General features: G+C 70.0%; 11 protein-coding genes and 2 pseudogenes. 6 read left to right on the top strand and 7 right to left on the bottom strand.

The annotated features are described in order from the left end of the window. A partial coding sequence (locus GV126_RS29900; RefSeq protein WP_268977467.1) for a condensation domain-containing protein occupies positions 1-1520 on the bottom strand: 1520 nt, incomplete at its 3' end. Positions 1521-1745: 225 nt separating this feature from the next. Between GV126_RS29900 and GV126_RS29895 the strand changes: the two genes are divergently transcribed. The 6 genes from GV126_RS29895 (at position 1746) to GV126_RS29870 (ending at position 8576) form a co-directional block, all read left to right on the top strand. Then, the gene (locus GV126_RS29895; protein ID WP_328707357.1) at positions 1746-3041 is read left to right on the top strand and encodes a LuxR C-terminal-related transcriptional regulator; all 1296 of its coding nucleotides are present in this window, start codon (positions 1746-1748) and stop codon (positions 3039-3041) included. Further along, positions 3031-4542: an MFS transporter gene (locus GV126_RS29890; protein WP_236570170.1), complete on the top strand. Its 1512-nt coding sequence runs from the start codon at positions 3031-3033 to the stop codon at positions 4540-4542. Before GV126_RS29895 ends, GV126_RS29890 begins: the two co-directional genes overlap by 11 nt. 420 nt (positions 4543-4962) lie before the next feature. Continuing rightward, positions 4963-5439 carry a hypothetical protein gene (locus tag GV126_RS29885; RefSeq protein WP_159672526.1) on the top strand — a complete coding sequence of 159 codons (477 nt, stop codon included), beginning with the start codon at positions 4963-4965 and terminating at the stop codon, positions 5437-5439. A 246-nt stretch (positions 5440-5685) separates the two neighbouring features. Continuing rightward, complete coding sequence (locus GV126_RS29880; protein ID WP_159672524.1) at positions 5686-6150, top strand: hypothetical protein; 465 nt, start codon at positions 5686-5688, stop codon at positions 6148-6150. 800 nt (positions 6151-6950) lie between these two features. Further along, a complete protein-coding gene (locus GV126_RS29875) occupies positions 6951-7613 on the top strand; it encodes a DUF4097 family beta strand repeat-containing protein (RefSeq protein ID WP_159672522.1) in 663 nt (220 codons plus the stop codon). A 150-nt stretch (positions 7614-7763) separates the two neighbouring features. Next, the gene (locus tag GV126_RS29870; RefSeq protein ID WP_159672520.1) at positions 7764-8576 is read left to right on the top strand and encodes an alpha/beta fold hydrolase; all 813 of its coding nucleotides are present in this window, start codon (positions 7764-7766) and stop codon (positions 8574-8576) included. A gap of 397 nt (positions 8577-8973) precedes the next feature. Here the strand turns inward: GV126_RS29870 and GV126_RS29865 are convergent. The 6 genes and pseudogenes from GV126_RS29865 to GV126_RS29840 all read right to left on the bottom strand — a co-directional run. Next, positions 8974-10152, bottom strand: a pseudogene (locus GV126_RS29865) (glycoside hydrolase family 10-like protein); the annotation flags it as partial. A gap of 907 nt (positions 10153-11059) precedes the next feature. Next, entirely contained in the window at positions 11060-12700 is a 1641-nt protein-coding gene (locus GV126_RS29860; protein ID WP_185947470.1) for a CehA/McbA family metallohydrolase, read from the bottom strand. Between the two features lie 583 nt (positions 12701-13283). Then, complete coding sequence (locus tag GV126_RS29855) at positions 13284-14900, bottom strand: flavin monoamine oxidase family protein (protein ID WP_159672518.1); 1617 nt, start codon at positions 14898-14900, stop codon at positions 13284-13286. A gap of 89 nt (positions 14901-14989) precedes the next feature. Further along, positions 14990-15325, bottom strand: coding sequence for a hypothetical protein (locus GV126_RS29850; RefSeq protein ID WP_159672516.1), 336 nt, complete (start codon positions 15323-15325; stop codon positions 14990-14992). A gap of 827 nt (positions 15326-16152) precedes the next feature. Continuing rightward, positions 16153-16716 (bottom strand): cysteine hydrolase family protein, encoded by a 564-nt coding sequence (locus tag GV126_RS29845; RefSeq protein ID WP_159672514.1) that lies wholly within the window; start codon positions 16714-16716, stop codon positions 16153-16155. A gap of 378 nt (positions 16717-17094) precedes the next feature. Next, positions 17095-17392, bottom strand: a pseudogene (locus GV126_RS29840) (IS5/IS1182 family transposase); the annotation flags it as partial. Positions 17393-17756: the final 364 nt, after the last annotated feature.

The following is a 17756-nucleotide window of genomic DNA, read 5'->3' as shown; positions in this document are numbered from 1 at the left end:
ACGCCCTGCTCGCCGAGGTGGCGGGCCAGACGGCGGGCCCGGTCGAGGAGGTCCCGGTAGGTGAGGGAGGTGGTGTCGTCGGTGACGGCCACGGTGTCGGGGGTGCGGGCGGCCCGGGCGGCGACCAGCTCGTGCAGAAGGGTGTCCAGGTCGTAGTCGCGCCGCTCGGGCGCGCCCGCGGCGAGCACAGCCCGGCGTTCGGCGTCGTCGGTCAACGGCAGCCGTCCGACGGGCCGTTCGGGGTCGATGAGGGCCGCGCGGAGCAGGGTGAGCAGCCGTCGGGTGTGGGCGGCGGGGGCACCGGCGGAGTGCCGCTCGGGGTTGGCGTCGGTGTGCAGCCGCACCCGGGTGCCGCGGGCGTCGGAGAAGAAGTCGAAGCGCAGGTCGTCCACGGGTCCGGAGGACAGGTGGTGCGCGGTGCTCGGCAGGCCCGCGAAGGACACCTCGGCGTCGAAGGTCACCACGTTGACAGTGGTGCCGGCGAGCTGCTCGCGGCGGCCCTCGGGGAACAGCTCGCGGTGCAGCCGCTCGCCGCGGAAGCGCTGGTGGCGCAGGGCGTTGCCGAGTTCCCGGGACACCTCGGCGGCGACCTCGGCGAAGGAGGCGGCGCGCGGGGCGGCGATCCGCACCGGGAGTTCGTTGGCGAACATGGCCGGGGTGCCGATGGCCGCGCCGGAGGGGCGGGCGGGCAGCGGCACCCGCAGCAGGGTCTCCTCGCCGCCGGTGAGCCTGCTCTGGTAGACGGCGACGGCCGCGACGAGCAGGGCGGAGGGCCGTACGGCGAGCCGCCGGGCGGTGTCCCGCAGCAGTGAGGTGTCGGCGTCTTCGAGGTCGGTGACCCGGCGCAGCAGCCCGCCCACGGCCCCGGCCTGTTGGTCGCCCAGGCTCACCGGGGCGGGGCGGTCGGCGAACCGGTCGAGCCAGTAGGCGCGGTCGCGGGCGTGTGCGGCCGAGTCCGGGTAGGCCGCGTCCTCGGCGACCAGGTCGCGCAGCGGCACCGTCCGTACGGCGGGGGGTTCGGCGCCGGCGGCGAGCGAGGTGTAGACCGCGGCGATGCGCCGGACGTGGACCGTGTGGCCGAGGCCGTCCATGACCACGTGGTGGTACCGCAGGTACAGCAGCCAGGAGTCGGCGGATTCCTTGATGAGCACGTGCCGGACGAGCGGTCCGCGGGTGAGGTCCACGGGGCGGGACAGGTCGGCGCGCATCCACTCCTCGGCGGCGGCCCGGGGGGTCGCGCCGGCCGACAGGTCGAGCACGTCCAGGGGGCTGCTTTCGGCCACCGGCCGCACGGTCTGGCCGGGTCCGCCGTCGTCGTCCAGCCACACCCGCAGCGCCTCGGCCTCGGCGAGCGCGATCTGCACCGCGCGACCGAGCAGCCCGGCGTCCACCGGGCCGTGGATCTCCAGGTAGCTGGCGCAGTTGTAGCGCGGGTTCGCCGGGTTCAGCCGCTGCGCCGCCCATACGCCTTCCTGTGCGGCGGTCAACGGCAGACGAATGCCCCGGTCGGCGTCTGGCATATCGATGTGACTCTCCCCCGTAGTGATCCCGTAGAGATCGCTTCCCGGTCCGACGGCGGTACTCCGCGGACCGTTCAAAGCTGTCAAACCCTCTTGAAATCAGCCACTACTTGTTCGAGTAGTTGACTCCTTCGCGAGGCGTAGGGTATAGCGCCGGGCCATGGGGTTCTCTTTACCCGCGTCGGTTAATGTCGACCATGTGGCGCATGGCATCGTGACTGGTGAGTGCGGTCAGCGCCGACAGCTGTATCAGGCACATACGGGGGGCGAGAAGTGAATCTGTACGGCCGTACCCATGAACAATGGGTAATACGTCAACGCTTACACCGAATACGCCACGGGCGCAGCAATCTGATTCTGCTGCAGGGTCCGAAGGGTTACGGAAAGACCAGTTTGGTCAACCGCATTTCGGACACCGCACGACAGGTCGGGTTCGAGGTGGTAGGCGGTCCCGCCGCACAGCACAAGAGGCTGCTGCTGACGGCTTCCCTCATGGCCGTGACCACCGGTTTGGAGCCATTTTCCGGGACGGCCGAAGAGAGTTCCGCGCCGCACGGGCCGGATCTGCTCGACGAGGTGCTCGGTGCGGGCCGGCCGGCCCCGCGCGGCGCCGCGGCCCGGCCCGTCCTCGTCGCTCTGGACGAGGTCGCCTGGGACGATCCCGATGTGCTGGCCGCGCTGCGCGCGCTGCCCGCGGCGCGCTCCGCCCGCCGGGTGCTGTGGCTGCTGTCCGGCACCGGTGGCCCGGCCGCGCACGCGCCGCACCGGCACCCGGACACGGTCGAACTGACGCTGGGTCCGCTGCGCCGCCGGGACGCCCTGCGGATGGCCGTGGACCGGCTCGGCGGCACACCGGACGCCTCGGTGGAACGCCTGATCGCGGCCTGCGGCGGCCATCCCGGCCTGCTGACGGCCGTCCTCGCGGCACTCACCGACGAGGGCGGGTACCGGGTGTACGGCGGTGTCGCGAGCCTCGCGGCGTCGGCCCCGCCCCTGCGGGTGGTGGCCACGCTGCTGACCGCCGACCCGCGCCTGTCCGCCCGGACCCGGGAACTGCTCCAGTCCGTCGCGGCACGGCAGTTACCGCCGCGGATGAGCGAGCTGACCCATCTGCCCGACGGCCGGGCGGTGTCCGTGCTGGGCGCTGTACGGGAGGCCGTGGAGGCCGGGGTGCTCGTCCTGGACGGCGACCGACTGCGGTTCCGGCATCCGCTGCTGTACGAGGCCGCGGCCCTGCTGCGGCACGAGCCGCCGGCGGCCGACGTGGAGGGCGGGGTGCTGAGCCCCACCGAGGAGGCCATCACCCGGCTCGTCGCCGCAGGACTGACCAACCGTCAGATCGCCTCGCGCGTCAACCTCTCCCCCCACACGGTCAATTTCCATCTCCGGAAGATCTTCCAGAAGCTCGGTGTCTGCTCGCGCGTCGAACTGGTGGGGACCCGACTCCACCTGCTCGGGCCGGAGTTCGACGCCGACCTGACGTCCCCCACCCACGAGAGCAGGCCAGCACATGCAGGATGAAAAGTCCGTCTCCCTCACCGAGCGGGACGAGACGGCGGACACCGCGACGGACCCCGCGCCGCCCGGCGGCGACGCCGGCCCGCCACCGCTGCCACCCGCCCGGGTCAAGGCCATGGTCCTGGTGGCGATGGCCGCGACGTTCATGGCGATGATGGACTCTTACATCGTCAATGTCGCCATCCCGTCAATCCGTTCCGACCTCGGCGCCTCGGTCTCCGCCGCCGAGATGACGGTCGGCGGCTACATCCTGGTGTACGGGCTGTTCCTGGTCACCGGCGGCCGGCTCGGTGACATCCTCGGCTACAAGCGGATGTTCCTCGCGGGCCTCGGCCTGTTCACGGTCGCCTCGCTGCTGTGCGGCGTGGCTCCCGGCCCCGAGGCGCTGATCGTCTTCCGATGCGTCCAGGGCCTGTCCGCCGCGCTGTTCTTCCCGCAGATCCTGTCCATCATCCAGACCTCGTTCGAGGGCGCCCAGCGGGACAAGGCGCTCGCGCTGTTCGGTGTCACCATCGGCCTCGCCGCGATCACCGGCCAGCTGATCGGCGGCGTCCTGGTCCATCTGGACCTGTTCGGCTGGGGCTGGCGCCCGATCTTCCTGGTGAACCTGCCGCTGGGCCTGGCCGCCATCGCCGGTGCCGCGCTGGCCATGCCCGGCTTCCGGGGCACCCAGCGGCCCCGGCTGGACCTGCCCGGCGTCGCCCTGCTCACCCTGGCTCTGCTGCTGCTCTCGTTCCCGCTGGCGGAGGGCCGTACGGCCGGCTGGCCCGTGTGGTGCTTCGTGATGATGGTGCTGTCTGTGCCGTGCTTCGTGGCGTTCGGCTGGTGGCAGCGCCGGCTGGCCGCGGCCGGCGGACAGCCCTTGGTCAACCCGCCGCTGCTGCGGCTGGGCGCCTACCGCTCGGGCAACGCGCTGTTCCTGGCGTTCTTCGCCTGCAACGCCGGCCTCTTCTTCGTGCTCGCCGTCCAGCTGCAGAGCGGACTCGGCTACTCCGCCCTGGAGTCCGGCCTGCTGTTCGCCCCGCTCGGCATCGCGTTCACCGGGACATCCCTGGTCCTGCCCAAGATCATGCCGCGCCTCGGCCTGCACGTCCTGACCGCCGGGTACGGCCTCAACGCGCTCGGCTACCTCCTCCTGCTGGTCACCGCGCTGGCCGCGGGCGACTCGCTGTCCGGTCCGGTGCTCATCCCCGCGCTCGTCGTCATCGGCGTGGGCCAGGGCCTCGGCGTCAGCCCGCTGCTCGGCGCCGCGCTGACCGGAGTACCGCCGCGGGAGGCCGGCAGCGCGGCCGGCGTGCTGGAGACGGTGGGCCAGCTGGGCATGTCCGTGGGCATCACCCTGGTCGGCCTGGTCTACTTCAGTACCCTCGGCGACGCGGGCTCCCGGCACGCCTACACCCACGCGTTCACCGTGACACTGATCCTCAACCTGGTCCTGTCCCTGATCGCCCTGGCGTTCGTCCCGCCGCTGCGCAAGGCGGCGGCAGCCGCGACGACCGCCTGACGCCAGGCGCTGATTGTCCACGGCAGCGATCAACGTGCCATCGACATCGAACAGGACGTCACTCATCGTGCCAGGCTCGCCGGGTTCACTGATCACGCTCCAATCCTGCCATCAGGTCCCCACGGAAATTTTGCTTCAAGCTTTAGATCGCTGCAGTCTGACCCAGATCGAGTATTTTCGTTACCCACACTTCGCAGTCCAGGAGCCCGCCCGTCGCTGGCTCCGGTTAACCGCCAACATCGGCCGTGCTCCGAGCACCATCGACGTGTCGGTCGACGGAGGCGGCGTCCGGTGATGCGCTTCACCGAGCGCGGGTTTTCGAGACCGTCACTGTTCCGCTCATGCGGTCACGTGAAGAAACAAGATTTCGGTTTGATGGCCCTGTGCATGGTTGGAGGGCTTACGCCGCGAGAAGCTGGGGTGAATCACTTGCTCGGCGTGGACGCAATCTCGCAAGCGCTCGTAACGGGATACTTCATCGGGATCGGGCCCGGCTCAACACCGATGGAGGTGCAGAAGCGCCTCGGAGCCGCTGCACGGCAGCTGCACGGCAGCAAGCCGCACCGACTGCTGCGCCTCGACTTCGGTCTCGTGGAGGCCACGTTCGCCGGTGGCCCCGACTGGTTGTGCCAGTGGGTGTCTGTGCACACCCACCGGCTGGCTGAGATGCCCTCTCTCGCCGGCGAGTGTGCCGAGAGGTTCGGTCTCGAGTTTTCAGAGACGGTCGCCTGGGGGCAGCTCTCCCCGGAAGTCAGGGACATCGCTGATCTCGTTGACATGTCGCCGTACTCCGTGCGGTACAGGTTTCCTGCCGTCACAGCGACGGTGCACCTGTCCGAAAGTTCGGAGGGCGACGAGCTGGCCCGAGTGATCGAGAAAATCTCGATCGGAGTGTGAGCACGGCGCAATGAAGAACGCCTGGTCTGGGATTCGAGGCCAGGCGTTCTTCGTGATGAGTCCTGGCCGCGGTCGGCACCCCCTCACAGGCACCACCCCTTCGAGGAGGCAACTACACCGACTACGCCTTCGACGATGTCACAACTCGAGCACAGGGCCCAGAACGGCATACGGCTGGTTGTGGACGAGTTCGGCAACCTAGTAACCGCCATGCCAAGAAACGTCTGGTAATCAGGGGATGCGCGAATGATCGATTTTTCCTTCGAGCCGCGCGCTGACGACCCATCATGGTCTCCAGGATGGCAGCCGGAACGGCCGGAATTGAACAGTTCGGACTTCTGCCTCCGGTACTTCATGGCAGACCTACGACTCATCATCCACGGTACGGACCTCAGCGTGCATCTGCTGGGGGAGCCCGTGGTCGACTTGGCACTCATGCTCGACTACGCGACTCGGACACTCGAGAAACAGAACGAGATAGCAGTGGAAGCCAGCCTGACCCAGCACGTGTACTCGTTCACTCGAGAAGCAGACAACGTCACTCTGACGACAACGTGGCCGTCAGGGGCAGTAGCTCAGCTGACCTGGCCGGAGCTGCAGCGGCTGACCGAAACAGCAAAGGCTGAAGCCGTGCGGCTGATCGTCACCGCGCATCCGGAACTCCGCGGCAACACCTGGCTGAGGCAGACCGTGGGAGAACCGCCGACTTGACGTGGGTCTGTAGCCCGAACCGACTCCCGGACCGGCATGCCTTCCCTCTCCCCTCCCCGGCTGATCCCCGCGCCCCGCTGGGGGAAACACCCGCCTGCCCTCGGTGGAGAGGAGGCGCGCCGGAGAATGCTCGACCTTACTGAAGCGCACACGGACGCGTCCTCTTGGACGTGAAGACCAGGAGTGGGACGTGGGGATCAGGAGATCGGGATTCGGGAGCCGGAAGGAAGCAATACAGGGTGTTTGAGTTCGATGCGCAGGCGCTGTTCGGCGATGTCGGCGTAGTGGCCTCGGCCACGGCCGCGGCGTCTCGTCCGTGGGGCGGGGAAACCGACTGCGACCCTGCGGTGGAGGTGGGTCAGCGCCGCTGCGTGCGGCGTTCGATGGCGCGGTGGCCAGGTCGGCCCGGTAGGCGGTGGGGCCGCCGTTGCGCACTCACCTCACAGGTGATCGTCGGCCGGCTTCGCCTTCGGGCAATCACGGCGTAGGGGAAACCGTCGGCCAGTGCCAGCGCCAGCGCCACCTGCCGGCGTTGGGACTGGGTGAGCCTGACTCCCGGCATCGGTCTCCCCGGGAGCCCTCGTGGTGCTTGCTGTTGCATCACCCGCCCTAGCGTTCACTTCTCGTTCATTGCAACGGACACACCTCGGGCGCGTTGCGTTGAATCCTTGGCTGTTGCAACGAATTACCGCCTTCTACCTGCCCGTTCGCCAAGAAGATGCAACACGCCCGTTGTCACATACACGAATGCAACGTAGCGTTTCCAGGGTTGGAAACAAGAGCGAGCGCAGGAGAACACCATGCAGAAGTTCGACACCCCCGCCCCGATCTCCGCCGTCCTGGCCATCCCCGCCGGACGCGTCCAGTTCACTGCCGCCGACCGCGCCGACACCACCGTCGAGGTCCTGCCCGCCGACTCCTTCAAGAGCCGCGACGTCCAGACCGCTGAGCGAACGGAGGTCACCTGCACCGACGGTGTCCTGCGGATCGCCGTCCTAGCACCCAAGAACCAGCTGTTCGGGTCCGGATCGGTGGAGGTCATCGTCCAGCTGCCCGCCGGCTCCCGCGTCGAGGCCCACAGCTCCGCCTCCGAGCCCCGCGGCGTCGGCCGCCTCGGCGACGTCACCTCCGACGGCGCGTCCCGCCAGATCAAGATCGACGAGGCCTGGGGTGTCCGCGTCCCCTCGTCCGACGGCGACGTCGAGGTCGGCCGACTCACCGGCCCCGCCGAGATCACCACCGCACGGGGCGACATCCGGATCATCGAGGCCGTGCGCGGCACCGTCGAGCTCCGCACCCAGTCCGGAGACATCACGGTCGGCGCCGCCTCCGGCGTCTCGGCCGCCCTGGACGCCGGCACCGGTCACGGCCGGATCAGCAACACCCTCAAGAACGACGGCACCGCCCAACTCGACATCCGCGCCACGACCTCGCACGGCGACATCACCGCCCGCAGCCTCTGAAGGAGCCGGCTCGCCGGCTGTCCGGCGGGCCCACCGCGATGGAGATCCGCCCCGGCCGTCACCGACGAGGCAACGGCCGCCAAGACACGCGCACCTGACCACACGCGCACACGACCACCTGAACGCCTGACGACCTGACCAGGGGAAAACATGACGACCAACGGCACTTCCTCGACCGCTGCGCAGTGGACCGGCATGGTGCCGGTCGACGACACGGCACTGGCCGTGACCGACACCGGAGGTCCCGGTGTCCCCGTGGTCTACCTCAACGGCCAGTTCGCCACTCAGGGATACTGGCGGCGGGTCATCGCCGGGCTGGGGACGGGGTGGCGGCACCTCACCTACGACGAACGGGCCCGCGGCCGGAAGTCGAAGCGTTCGGCGGACTATTCCTTCGAGGCCGCCGTCCGCGACGTCGACGCCGTTCTCGCGGCCAGGGGAGTGGACCGGGCGGTCGTGGTGGGCTGGTCCTACGGAGCGGTCGTCGCGGCGCACTGGGCCGCCCGGAACCCGGAGCGTACGGTGGGCGCGGTCATGGTCGACGGCGCGTACCCCTACGACTGGCTCGACGACGCCATGGAGGAGCGGATCCGGAAGCTGTTCCGGCGGATGAGCTGGTTCACGCCGCTGCTGCGCCCGACGGGTCTGACCCCGCGGATGACGGCCGCGCAGCAGGCGGAAAGCAACATCGAGCTCGGCAGGCTCTCCCGCGAGCGCGAGCTGGGCCCCGTGCTGGACGGCATCACCGTCCCGGCGCGGTATGTGGTCGCTTCCGGAACCTCCCTCGGAAGCAAGGGCGACGAGCAGGAACGGATCCGCACCAGCCTCGACGCGGTAACCGCCCGCAACCCGAATATCCGGAGCACGAAGGTCGCCAGCAACCACGGCGCGATCCTCAAGAAGGACTTCCGTGCCATCGCCGAGGCCGTACGCGAAGTCACCGCCCTCGACGGGGAGCGGTGAAACACCACCAGCGACGGGGCCCCGAGGCCCCGCCCCGGTGCCGTCCCGGCCCTGAGCGGCCGCGACGGGTTCGCAGGGGTGAGGCCCGTCAGCGGTGGGGCATGCGCACGGTGACCGGGGAGCTCTCGCGGTTGGCGCGGTCCACCGACGTGACCGTGTACGTCGCGCCGGCCATGGCCGCCGGATCGGTCCACTGGGTGTGCCGGGCGCCCGGCAGCACCGCCACGAGGCCGTCGTCGGCACAGGTGTGCCGACGTACCGCGTAGAGCGCGGGCACGTGGTCGCCGCGGGAGCGCACCTCGATCCGGATGCCGTCGCCCGCCGCCGCGGCGAGCGGGGGCAGGGGTGCGGGGCCACCGGCGAGTCTCGGCAGGAGCGGCGGCAGTGCGGGCCGCTGCCAGTGGTCGGCGGTCAGCCGGGTGACCGCGCCGATCGGGTCGGCGGCCACGTCCGTGGCGCTGAACAGGATCTCGCCGTTGATCTCCGGCAGGCCCTCGTCCAGGGTCAGATGCCGGGAGAGCTCGGCCGGGTCCTGCCAGGCCGCCGGCTGAGCGGGGTCGCCGGCCTTGTACACGCCCTGGCCGATCCACAGCTGCACGTCGGTGCCGCGGACCGCCTGCGCCCACCACGGGGCGAGGACGGCGTAGTCGGCCACCGGCAGACCGATGTTCCAGTACAGCTGCGGGGCGATGTAGTCCAGCCAGCCCTCGCGCACCCAGCCCAGCGTGTCGGCGTTGAGCGCGTCGTAGGACTGGGTGCCGTTGGTGGCCGAACCCCGCGGATCGCTGGAGGCGTTGCGCCAGATGCCGAACGGACTGATGCCGAACGCCGCCTCGGGCCGGATCCTGCGCACCCGGTCGCGCACCTCCCGCACCAGCAGGTCCACGTTGCGCCGCCGCCAGGCGGCCCGGTCGGTGAAGCCCGCGCCGTACGCGGCGAAGGCGTCGTCGTCGGGGAAGTCCTTGCCGCCCACCGGATAGGGGTAGAAGTAGTCGTCGAAGTGGACGCCGTCGATCTCGTAGCGCTCCACCGCGTCCAAGATCGCGTCCTCGACGAAGGCGCGGGCCGCCGGGACGCCGGGGTTGTAGTACAACTGACCGCCGTAGGAGACGACCCACTCCGGGTGCAGCCGCGCCGGGTGCCCCGGCACGAGCTTGGTGACGTCGGACTGCAGCGAGACGCGGTACGGATTGAACCACGCGTGCAGGGTCAGCCCGTGCTCGTGCGCGGCCTCGACCATGAAGGCCAGCGGGTCGTAACCGGGGTCCTCGCCCTGAGTACCTGTCAGGTACTGCGACCACGGCTCGAAGCGCGACGGCCAGAAGGCGTCGGCCACCGGACGGACCTGTGCGAAGACCGTGTTGAGCCCGATCGATCGGGCGTGCTCGAGCAGCGCGACGAACTCCGCCTGCTGTGCGGCCGGGCTCAGCCCGGCCCGTGAGGGCCAGTCGGTGTTGGCGACGGTCGCGATCCATTCGCCCCGCAGCTCGCGGTCGCGGTACGCGGTCGTGCCACCGGCGGCGGCCGCAGCGGGAGCGGGGCCGGCCAGCCCTGTGGCAGCCAGGCCGGCCATCATGCCTGCGGCCCGCAACAGCGCGCGTCGCGTGGGATGTTGTGCAGCCGAACCGTGGTACGCAGTGTCGGTCACGCGGACTCCTGAGGAGAATGAGAGAGACGGGAGCGGCTTGACCGGCTCACCGTTTCCAGCGGGGCGGGCTCCGTCAAGGCACAGGGGCCGATCGGTGCCGAATCGCTGGAGGCGGCGTAGACCGAGCAGGCCCAAAAGCTCCACCCACGGCCGGTGGCCGCAGAAAGACCCCACGCCCGGCCGCGCGCCGCTCCTTGCACCCACTCCGCACCACGCGCCCTTCCCGGCGCGCCAGCACGCACCTCGACAGTCCCCGATGGCAGCCGACCATGCGCGACCGCACCGCGCCCCTCGACTCCGCGGCACGCTCCGAGGTGGTCCTGGTGTCCACGGGGCTCCGGTGCCCGCTGGAACCGTCCGGGATACTGACCCGGCAGGCGGTCGGAGCGGCAGAGCGGCGTGCGCGTCGCCCCGCCAGGCACCGGCGGTCAGGCCGCGTCCGCTCCCGCTCCTGCGCCTGCGCCTGCGCCTGCGCCTGCGCCTGCGCCTGCGCCTGCGCCTGCGGCATGATCCGCCGGACAGGCCCGGTGCGATCCCCGCGGCGGACGGTCCGCGGGCCCGACCCGAAGGGGTCGGGAGCGCTGCCTGATGCTGGTCGGGAATGCGAGCCACGTCCACCAGGGGCCGATCACCGAGCAACCTCGGTCGGAGACCGACGCTGCCTGGACGGCGCTCCGACGGCCGGCCCGGACCGCCCCCATCGACCCCGCTGGGCCCCAGCGCACCGCCTGACGCCAGGACGGCGCGCCCCCCTGCACGGGAGAACCGTCGAGGTCATGCCCGGTGTTCCCGCTCGACCGGTCTCGTGTCCGTTGCGAACGGCCGGGCCGTCCCGTCAGCTGTGCGAAGCCGTCGTCGCCGTCAGGAAGACCGGGTTCGTCAGGGCGGCCATCGGGCCGAACAGCAGCGCCTCCCCCATCGTGTTGCCCTGTCCCGGACTGCCGTCGGCCATCGGATGGCGGACCTCGGCGCGCACATAGGAGGCGAGGGAGGCGGTCGTCCGCCACATCACCGTTCCGGTGCCGGAGGCGTCGAGCGACTCCTGGTGCATCTGACCCTCGTCGGTGATGACGCGGACCGTGCCGTGGGGCACGCCCCGCACGTCGAGACGGACGTCGACGGGAGCGTCGGCGGGTACCTTCAACGTCTCGCCGATGCCGGCCTGTCCGCCGTTGCCGGTGGCGGTGAAGTCCAGTGTCACGGACGCCGATTCGGCGATCCAGCTGTGGCCTGCGCGAATGCCTTCCATGATCGCGTCGGTGGCCAGGCCGTCGGCGCGGACGACGTTGTGCGGCAGGCCGATGACCTGCGGGTCGCTGTGGGCGTCGCTGTTGCCCATGGCCGGCAGCCAGCGCGTGCCGGTACGCACCGCCTCACCGAGCTTCTGGTCCCAGGTGCTCACCGCGTGCTCGTCGTCGTAGGTCCACGGGCCGGTCCACACCTCGGTGGCGTCGGCGTCGTCGAAGCCGAACTTCCACTGGGAGGCGACGTATGCGCAGTACATGTGCGCGGGCACCACGAGGCCGCCGCCGCGGCGCACCTGGCGCGCGAAGCGCTTGAAGACGTCGTCACGCGAGCGGTAGCGCCAGTCGATCCACTCGCCGGGCGGCAGGCCGAGGGCGAGCCAGTGGCCGTTGCGGGTGGTGACCTCTTCGCCGGGGACGATCAGCAGGTCGGGCCCGGCGTACTCACCCCACACGCCGTGCGAGGCAGGGGTGTTGTGGTCGGTGGAGACGATGAAGTCCAGCCCGGCGGCCCGGGCGCCGGCCGCGACCTCGCCCGGCAGGCGCTTGCCGTCGGAGTGGACGGTGTGCAGGTGGCAGTCCCCCCGGTACCAGTCGCGCCCGCGCCCTTCGGCTCGCTGCGGCGGGTAGTGGTTCACATGCGCGGGGCCGGACTCGCCGTAGGTCAAGGTCGTCTGTACTCGGTAGTGCATGCCCTGCGGCGCCACCTGGTACGGGCCGAGCACGACGTGCCAGGTGCCGGGGTTGACGGGGCCGGGCAGATATCCGGGGGTGGCGTCGCTGTTGCTGATTTCGAAGGAGGAGCGGAAGCCGCCGGACCAGCCGCGGAATCCCCGGCTGCCCAGTGCGATACCCCGTTCGTCGAAGACACCGATGTCGCAGGAGTTGCCCGGGGTGCCGGGCGGGACGGCGGGCTTGTCGTAAGAGTAGGAGACGGCGATCTTCTGCACGCCCGGGGGGACTTCGACGGGCAGGTGGACGAAGTCCACGGCTCCCGTCTCCAGGAACCCGGTGATGGTACGGGTCACCTCGCGGCCGGCCGGCGGGGCGGCGCCGGAGAAGTCGTCGGCGGCCTGCGCGAACGAAGCCGGAGGCAGGGTGAGGGCGGCCGCGCCGCCCAGTCCGACGGTGAGCAGCCGCCGCCGTCCTACCGCGGCGCCCGGCTCGTGGTCGCCGACGGCGTCCGGGGTGAGGGGATCCGCGTGGTGCTCGCAGTGTCCGTCACGGCACATGGTGTCCTCGGCAAGGTCGGGGCGGCAGGCAAGGTCGGGGTGTCGGTACCTGCCGTATCGTGCAGGTTGTATCGATGCACGTGGTATCGAGACATACGGCAGCGATGCAGCGGCGGCGTTCAGACCCTGGTCTGCCCTGGTGGACTGTGGATGACGACGGGCTGAAGGGCGCACGGCACATGGGCATCGGCCTGCCCGCGCCGCATGCCCGGAAACGTCAGCCGCAGAAACGGCGCGCGGGGACGCCGGCGCGGGGCACAGGCGCTCACACGACGGTACCCTCACCCGCGTCCTGCGCGCCGTCGGCGGGCTCCGCGTCCATGTGGAAAACTGCCCACGACAAACCTGCACACCGGCATTCCCGATCCGGACACTCCGAGGGGGTGGCCGGATCGGTGCCCATCTGGCCCCACGACCGGGACGCCTCACACTACGGCCCGGCCCTCGGGCAGGGGGCCGGGCCGGGGTGTTCGCCGCACGACGACTTCACGTGCGCCTTCTCTACACGGGCATCGTTCTCCACGGAGCGGGTGGTGCTGTCCTCGCCCCCGGAGGCTTCGGGGTTCGGGAGAGGTACGGCAGGTCAGGAGGCCAGGACCCGCTGATGCAGTTCGGTGACGACCTTGCGGGCGGAGGAGATCGCGCCGCACTGCCAGGCGTCCAGATAGCTCAGGTAGTCGCCGGCGAAGTAGACGTTGCCTTGCGCCTGGTTGAGCGGGGCGAACGCCGGGGCGTCGGGGCCGCCGGACATGGAGTGCCAAGCGGCCTCGATGTGCGGGACGAGCTTCCATTGGTGCGAGTACCAGGCGGTGAGTTCCGACCGGTACTTCTCACCGTGGATCTTCACACCTTGAGCGACGGCACGCTCCAGGCGCTGGGCCGGCGTGAGCGCCGAGTAGGTCTCGGAGTGGGCGCCGGTGTTGTAGTAACCGATGACAGTGCCTCGCTCGCCGAGGTGACCGTGGGACGGGTACCAGATGTGGTCGAGGTCCAGGTCGGTCTCGGTGATACCGCCCATGATCTTGAAATCGGTCTCCCACCAGCGGCTCTTGTACTCCAGGCCGATCTTGGATGCCTGGGAGGGCCGCACCGCCCGAAGGGCGCTCTGCACCGCGGAGCCGAGGTTGTGGGAGGTCCGGGCAAGGATCCAGGGCGCCAGCGTGGCGATGCAGTAGTCCGCGTCGATGACCTTGCTGCGGCCGTTTCGGGTGTAGGTGACCTCGACACCGCGGGAGGTGTTCCTGACCTGGGTGACCGCGGCGCCGGTGAGGATCTTGCCGGGCCCGATGGCCCTGGCGAAGGCCACGGGTATCGCGTCCATGCCGCCGACCGGCTGGAACATCAGCATGGCCTGGTCGTAACCGAACTCGAAGGAGAAGTAGCGGCCGACGTTGGAGGCGAAGACCTCGGACAGGGACGGCAAGCCGCCGAGTTCCACGCCCGGGGTGCCGGCGGCACCGGGATCGACGCTGAAGCCGCGGTGCTCGGTGCCGGTGTACTTGTAGTCCGAGCCGAGAGAGCCGTAGCTCTTCAGGAAGGTGAGCAGCCGCTCCTTGTCGTCGGCGGTCAACTCGGCGTCAAGGGCTCCTGCGTTCGCGGCCTTGGCGAGCAGCTCGGAGACGTAGCCGTACACGTCGGCCTTGGCGGTGCGGTAGGCGACCGGGGCTTTCATACCGGTGGACTCGTTGTAGATGAGGGCGCTGGCGTTGGTGTTGGTGAAGACCTCGACCGGCACCCCGAGTTCGCGGCAGTAGTCCAGGGTGCTCATCCACTGGGCGAGACGGCCCGGGCCGCAGTTCATGTACTGGCCCCGGCTGAAGGTCACCTCCTGAGTGACACCGTTCAGGTCGGTGACGGTGTCACCGCCGCGCACGGTGAAGTTGCGACCGCCGACGCGGTCGCGGGCCTCGAGGACGATGCAGTCGTATCCGGCCTTGCCCAGTTCGTAGGCCGAGGTGAGGCCGGCGATGCCTCCGCCGATGACGACGACCTTGGCGGGCTTGCCGTGCCGGCCCTGCAGAGTGAAGTCGCTGCGTCGAGGAGCGACGAAGGGCACCTCCTTCTCGGCGGCGTAGGCAGCGGAGGGGGCGAGTCCGAGAGCTCCCATGGTGGCGAACATGGCCCCGGCACCACCGGTGACCCCGACGGCCCGCAGGAACCCACGTCTGCTGGTGCCCGTTCCCGGTTGAGGCTCTGCCATCTGGCGGATCCCCTTTCAGTAGGACACACCACCCGTCTCCGAGGACCGGTGGTGATCTTGAAAGACGAAGAGATCCTCACAGTGGCGTGTTACAGGTCGTCCCGCTCCGGCGTACCGAGCGCGTTTCCCTCTGTTACATGCCGCGCACGTGCGGTGCAGGCACGGCTGACACGGCGCTCTCCCAGCCAGTCGGCGGCCGCCACGGCCATGGCGCTGTCGGGCGCGAGCAGCGCGTACTGCAGCAGGTTGGACGGCAGCAGCGCGGCCACCCCCACGCTGCACGGGTTGAAGAAGCACTGCAGCACGCACCCGGCGACGACCGCAGACTGCGGGACGTGCGAACTCTCCTGTCCCGAGGAGGCGATCACGGCGGACCGCAAGGCCGACCCCGCCTTCCGCGAGGACAACCGGCGGCGCTTCTTCACGGAGGTCCTTCCCGGTCGCGACAGCCCGCCGGCTCCCCTGGCGGCGCGCGCCCCCCTCGGCCCGCCGGACGATCCGGTCCCAGTCGCCAGCCCTCCACCATTTCGCATGGCTTCGCGTCGGTCGGTGCTGGAGGATCGGATCTCGGGCAGCGCCTCCGCGAAGCTCGCCGATCCTCATCGGGCCACTTCGGGCCGACTTGGCCGCCACCGCCATCGGGTGCGCTCCGTCAGTGGTGAACCGCCGCGATCGGAAGGTGGCCGACAGCCGGGTGCGGTGAACATGTGGTCGTCCACACTGAGCCGGCGTGGAGCCGACAGGGCACGCAACCCGTGCTGGCCATGGAGACGCGGGGCCGGTTCGGGAGTCGGGCCCACGGGCAGATCGTCGGTCGTCCGCCCATCATTCCCGACCACGCCCCGGTGGCTCCGGGCCCGGCCGGTCAGCCACCGCGGTCATCTGGGCGCGGCCCGCCTCGCCGACTTCGACCGGGCCCGGCGCAGTTGTTCCGTCTCAGCGAGGCGTTCAGCCTCGGGCAGCGCGATGGCGGCCTCAAGAACCCCTGGCGTGCCGGCGGACGTCGGCGTCGTACAGGGCCGGGGCCGGGGCGGACGAGAAGGCATGAGCAGGGCGTCGCGCGGGTGGGCGTTCGGCGCTCGACGACCTTGTCGGCTCCTGTCTGGGCGGGGGATGTGCTCGGCGCTGCGCCACCTCCCATCAGTGATCGGTAACCGGACAGGCATATCCGACCAACTGACGAGCCCAGCAAAGAGACACGGCCGAGACGATGCCGCTTTACCATGCACGAGAGGGCGTGGAGGGCCTCCCGCTATTGCGGCGCGATGGCTTTGATCCAGTCCTCGACGGCGACCACATCTGCCCATTGCGGGAACAACTTTTCGGTGAGCATCCGGTGCACCTCGGGATCGGTGTCGAGGCAGGCATCCGCCAGGACGGTCAGGCCGAAGTCCAGGTCGATGGCGTGCCACAAGGTGGACAGCACCACAGCGCTGGTGGCGATGCCGGTGAGAACAAGGCTGTCGATACCGCGAGCCCTGAGCACCAAGTCGAGGTCGCTGCCCGAGAATGCGCTCCCCCGTCTCTTGGTGACCACAATGTCTCCCTGCTGGGGTGCGACGTCGTCGTGAATCTCGGTGCCAGGGGCCCCCTCGGTGAACAGGCCGGCCCGCACGACGTTTGTCATCACCTTGTTGCGGGGGCTTACTTCTGGATCGCCCGGCCGTAGTCCGAGCACCACATAGATCACGGTGACGCCTGCAGCCCGAGCACCGTCGATCGCCCTGCGCAAGCGCGGCAGATATCCGGAACCGTCATCGGCGATCGCCACGACGTCCCGTTGGACGTCCATCACCAGGAGTGCGCTGTTCGCCATGCTTGCCGCCCTTCTCCGTCGAGATGCAGGAGCAAGTCTGGTGGAGCAACCGGGCTGCGGTGGAGTTTCGGAGATACTCGCAGCGCTGCCCCGCAGTGAAGCGCTGCGGGCCTGACGGGGACTCGATTTCCTGAAGTCGAGTCAAGGCCCGTCCGTCCCCTCACCCTGCCGGGTTTCGTGAGTCGGGGTACGCAAGGTTGCGGAGTTCCGCCCCCCTACCCAACTCAGCGGGCCGCGATGAAGGCGGTCGCCGCGAAGCTGGACATCTTGGGGGCGCGCGAATTCGTCTGCGGGCGCCATGGATTCCCCTGGCTTCCCCTGCTTGGACCGCGGGCCGCCCTCTCCTGCCGCCCGGGTCAACACATCCGACCGGAATTACTAGAGCCTGTCTGACAAATGATCATCTGGTCGGTTCGCGGAGCCAGAGGATGAGGGAGGCCAGTACGACTCCGGCGCGGTAGCGGTCGGCGAGCTTGTCGAACCGGGTCGCGATGGCGCGGAACTGCTTGAGACGGGCGAAGCATCGTTCGACTACGTTGCGGTCGCGGTAGGTCTCCTCGTCGAAAGTGGGCGGCCGACCGCCGAGGCGCCCTCGTCGTCGGCGGTCGGCCGTCTGATCGCGGCGCTCGGGGATCGTGGCGCCAATGCTCCGGCGACGACGCAGGTGGCGGATCGCCGGTCGGCCCTGCCTCCCGTGTGAGATCACCTGTGAGACCGGCGACGCCAGCTGCATCGGCGAAGCGACCAGCAGCCTCGGCCTCGGCTCGTGCACCGATCACATCGAGGTGACCGCCCGGGCCCCGCGCCGACTGCGGACCTACGAGGCCGGCCTGCGCGCCTCGTTCATCACGGCCCGGGATCATCCCCGCCCCGCAGCACGACCGCGGCCCCGGCGAGGACGTCATCCACGGCAACCTCCCCGGCTCCGGAGCCCGCGACCACTCCCACTCTGCCGCCGACGTCATGTTCGGACGCTTGCCCCGCTGAACGGCCACGGTCCGGCCCCACGGGGCCGGGCCCCGCTGAGCGGAAAGGAAGGG

This window comes from Streptomyces mexicanus (genome assembly GCF_902506575.1).
Taxonomy (GTDB): domain Bacteria; phylum Actinomycetota; class Actinomycetes; order Streptomycetales; family Streptomycetaceae; genus Streptomyces; species Streptomyces mexicanus.
Note: the sequence above shows the minus strand (reverse complement) of the source record. Positions and strands in the feature narration are given on the sequence as shown.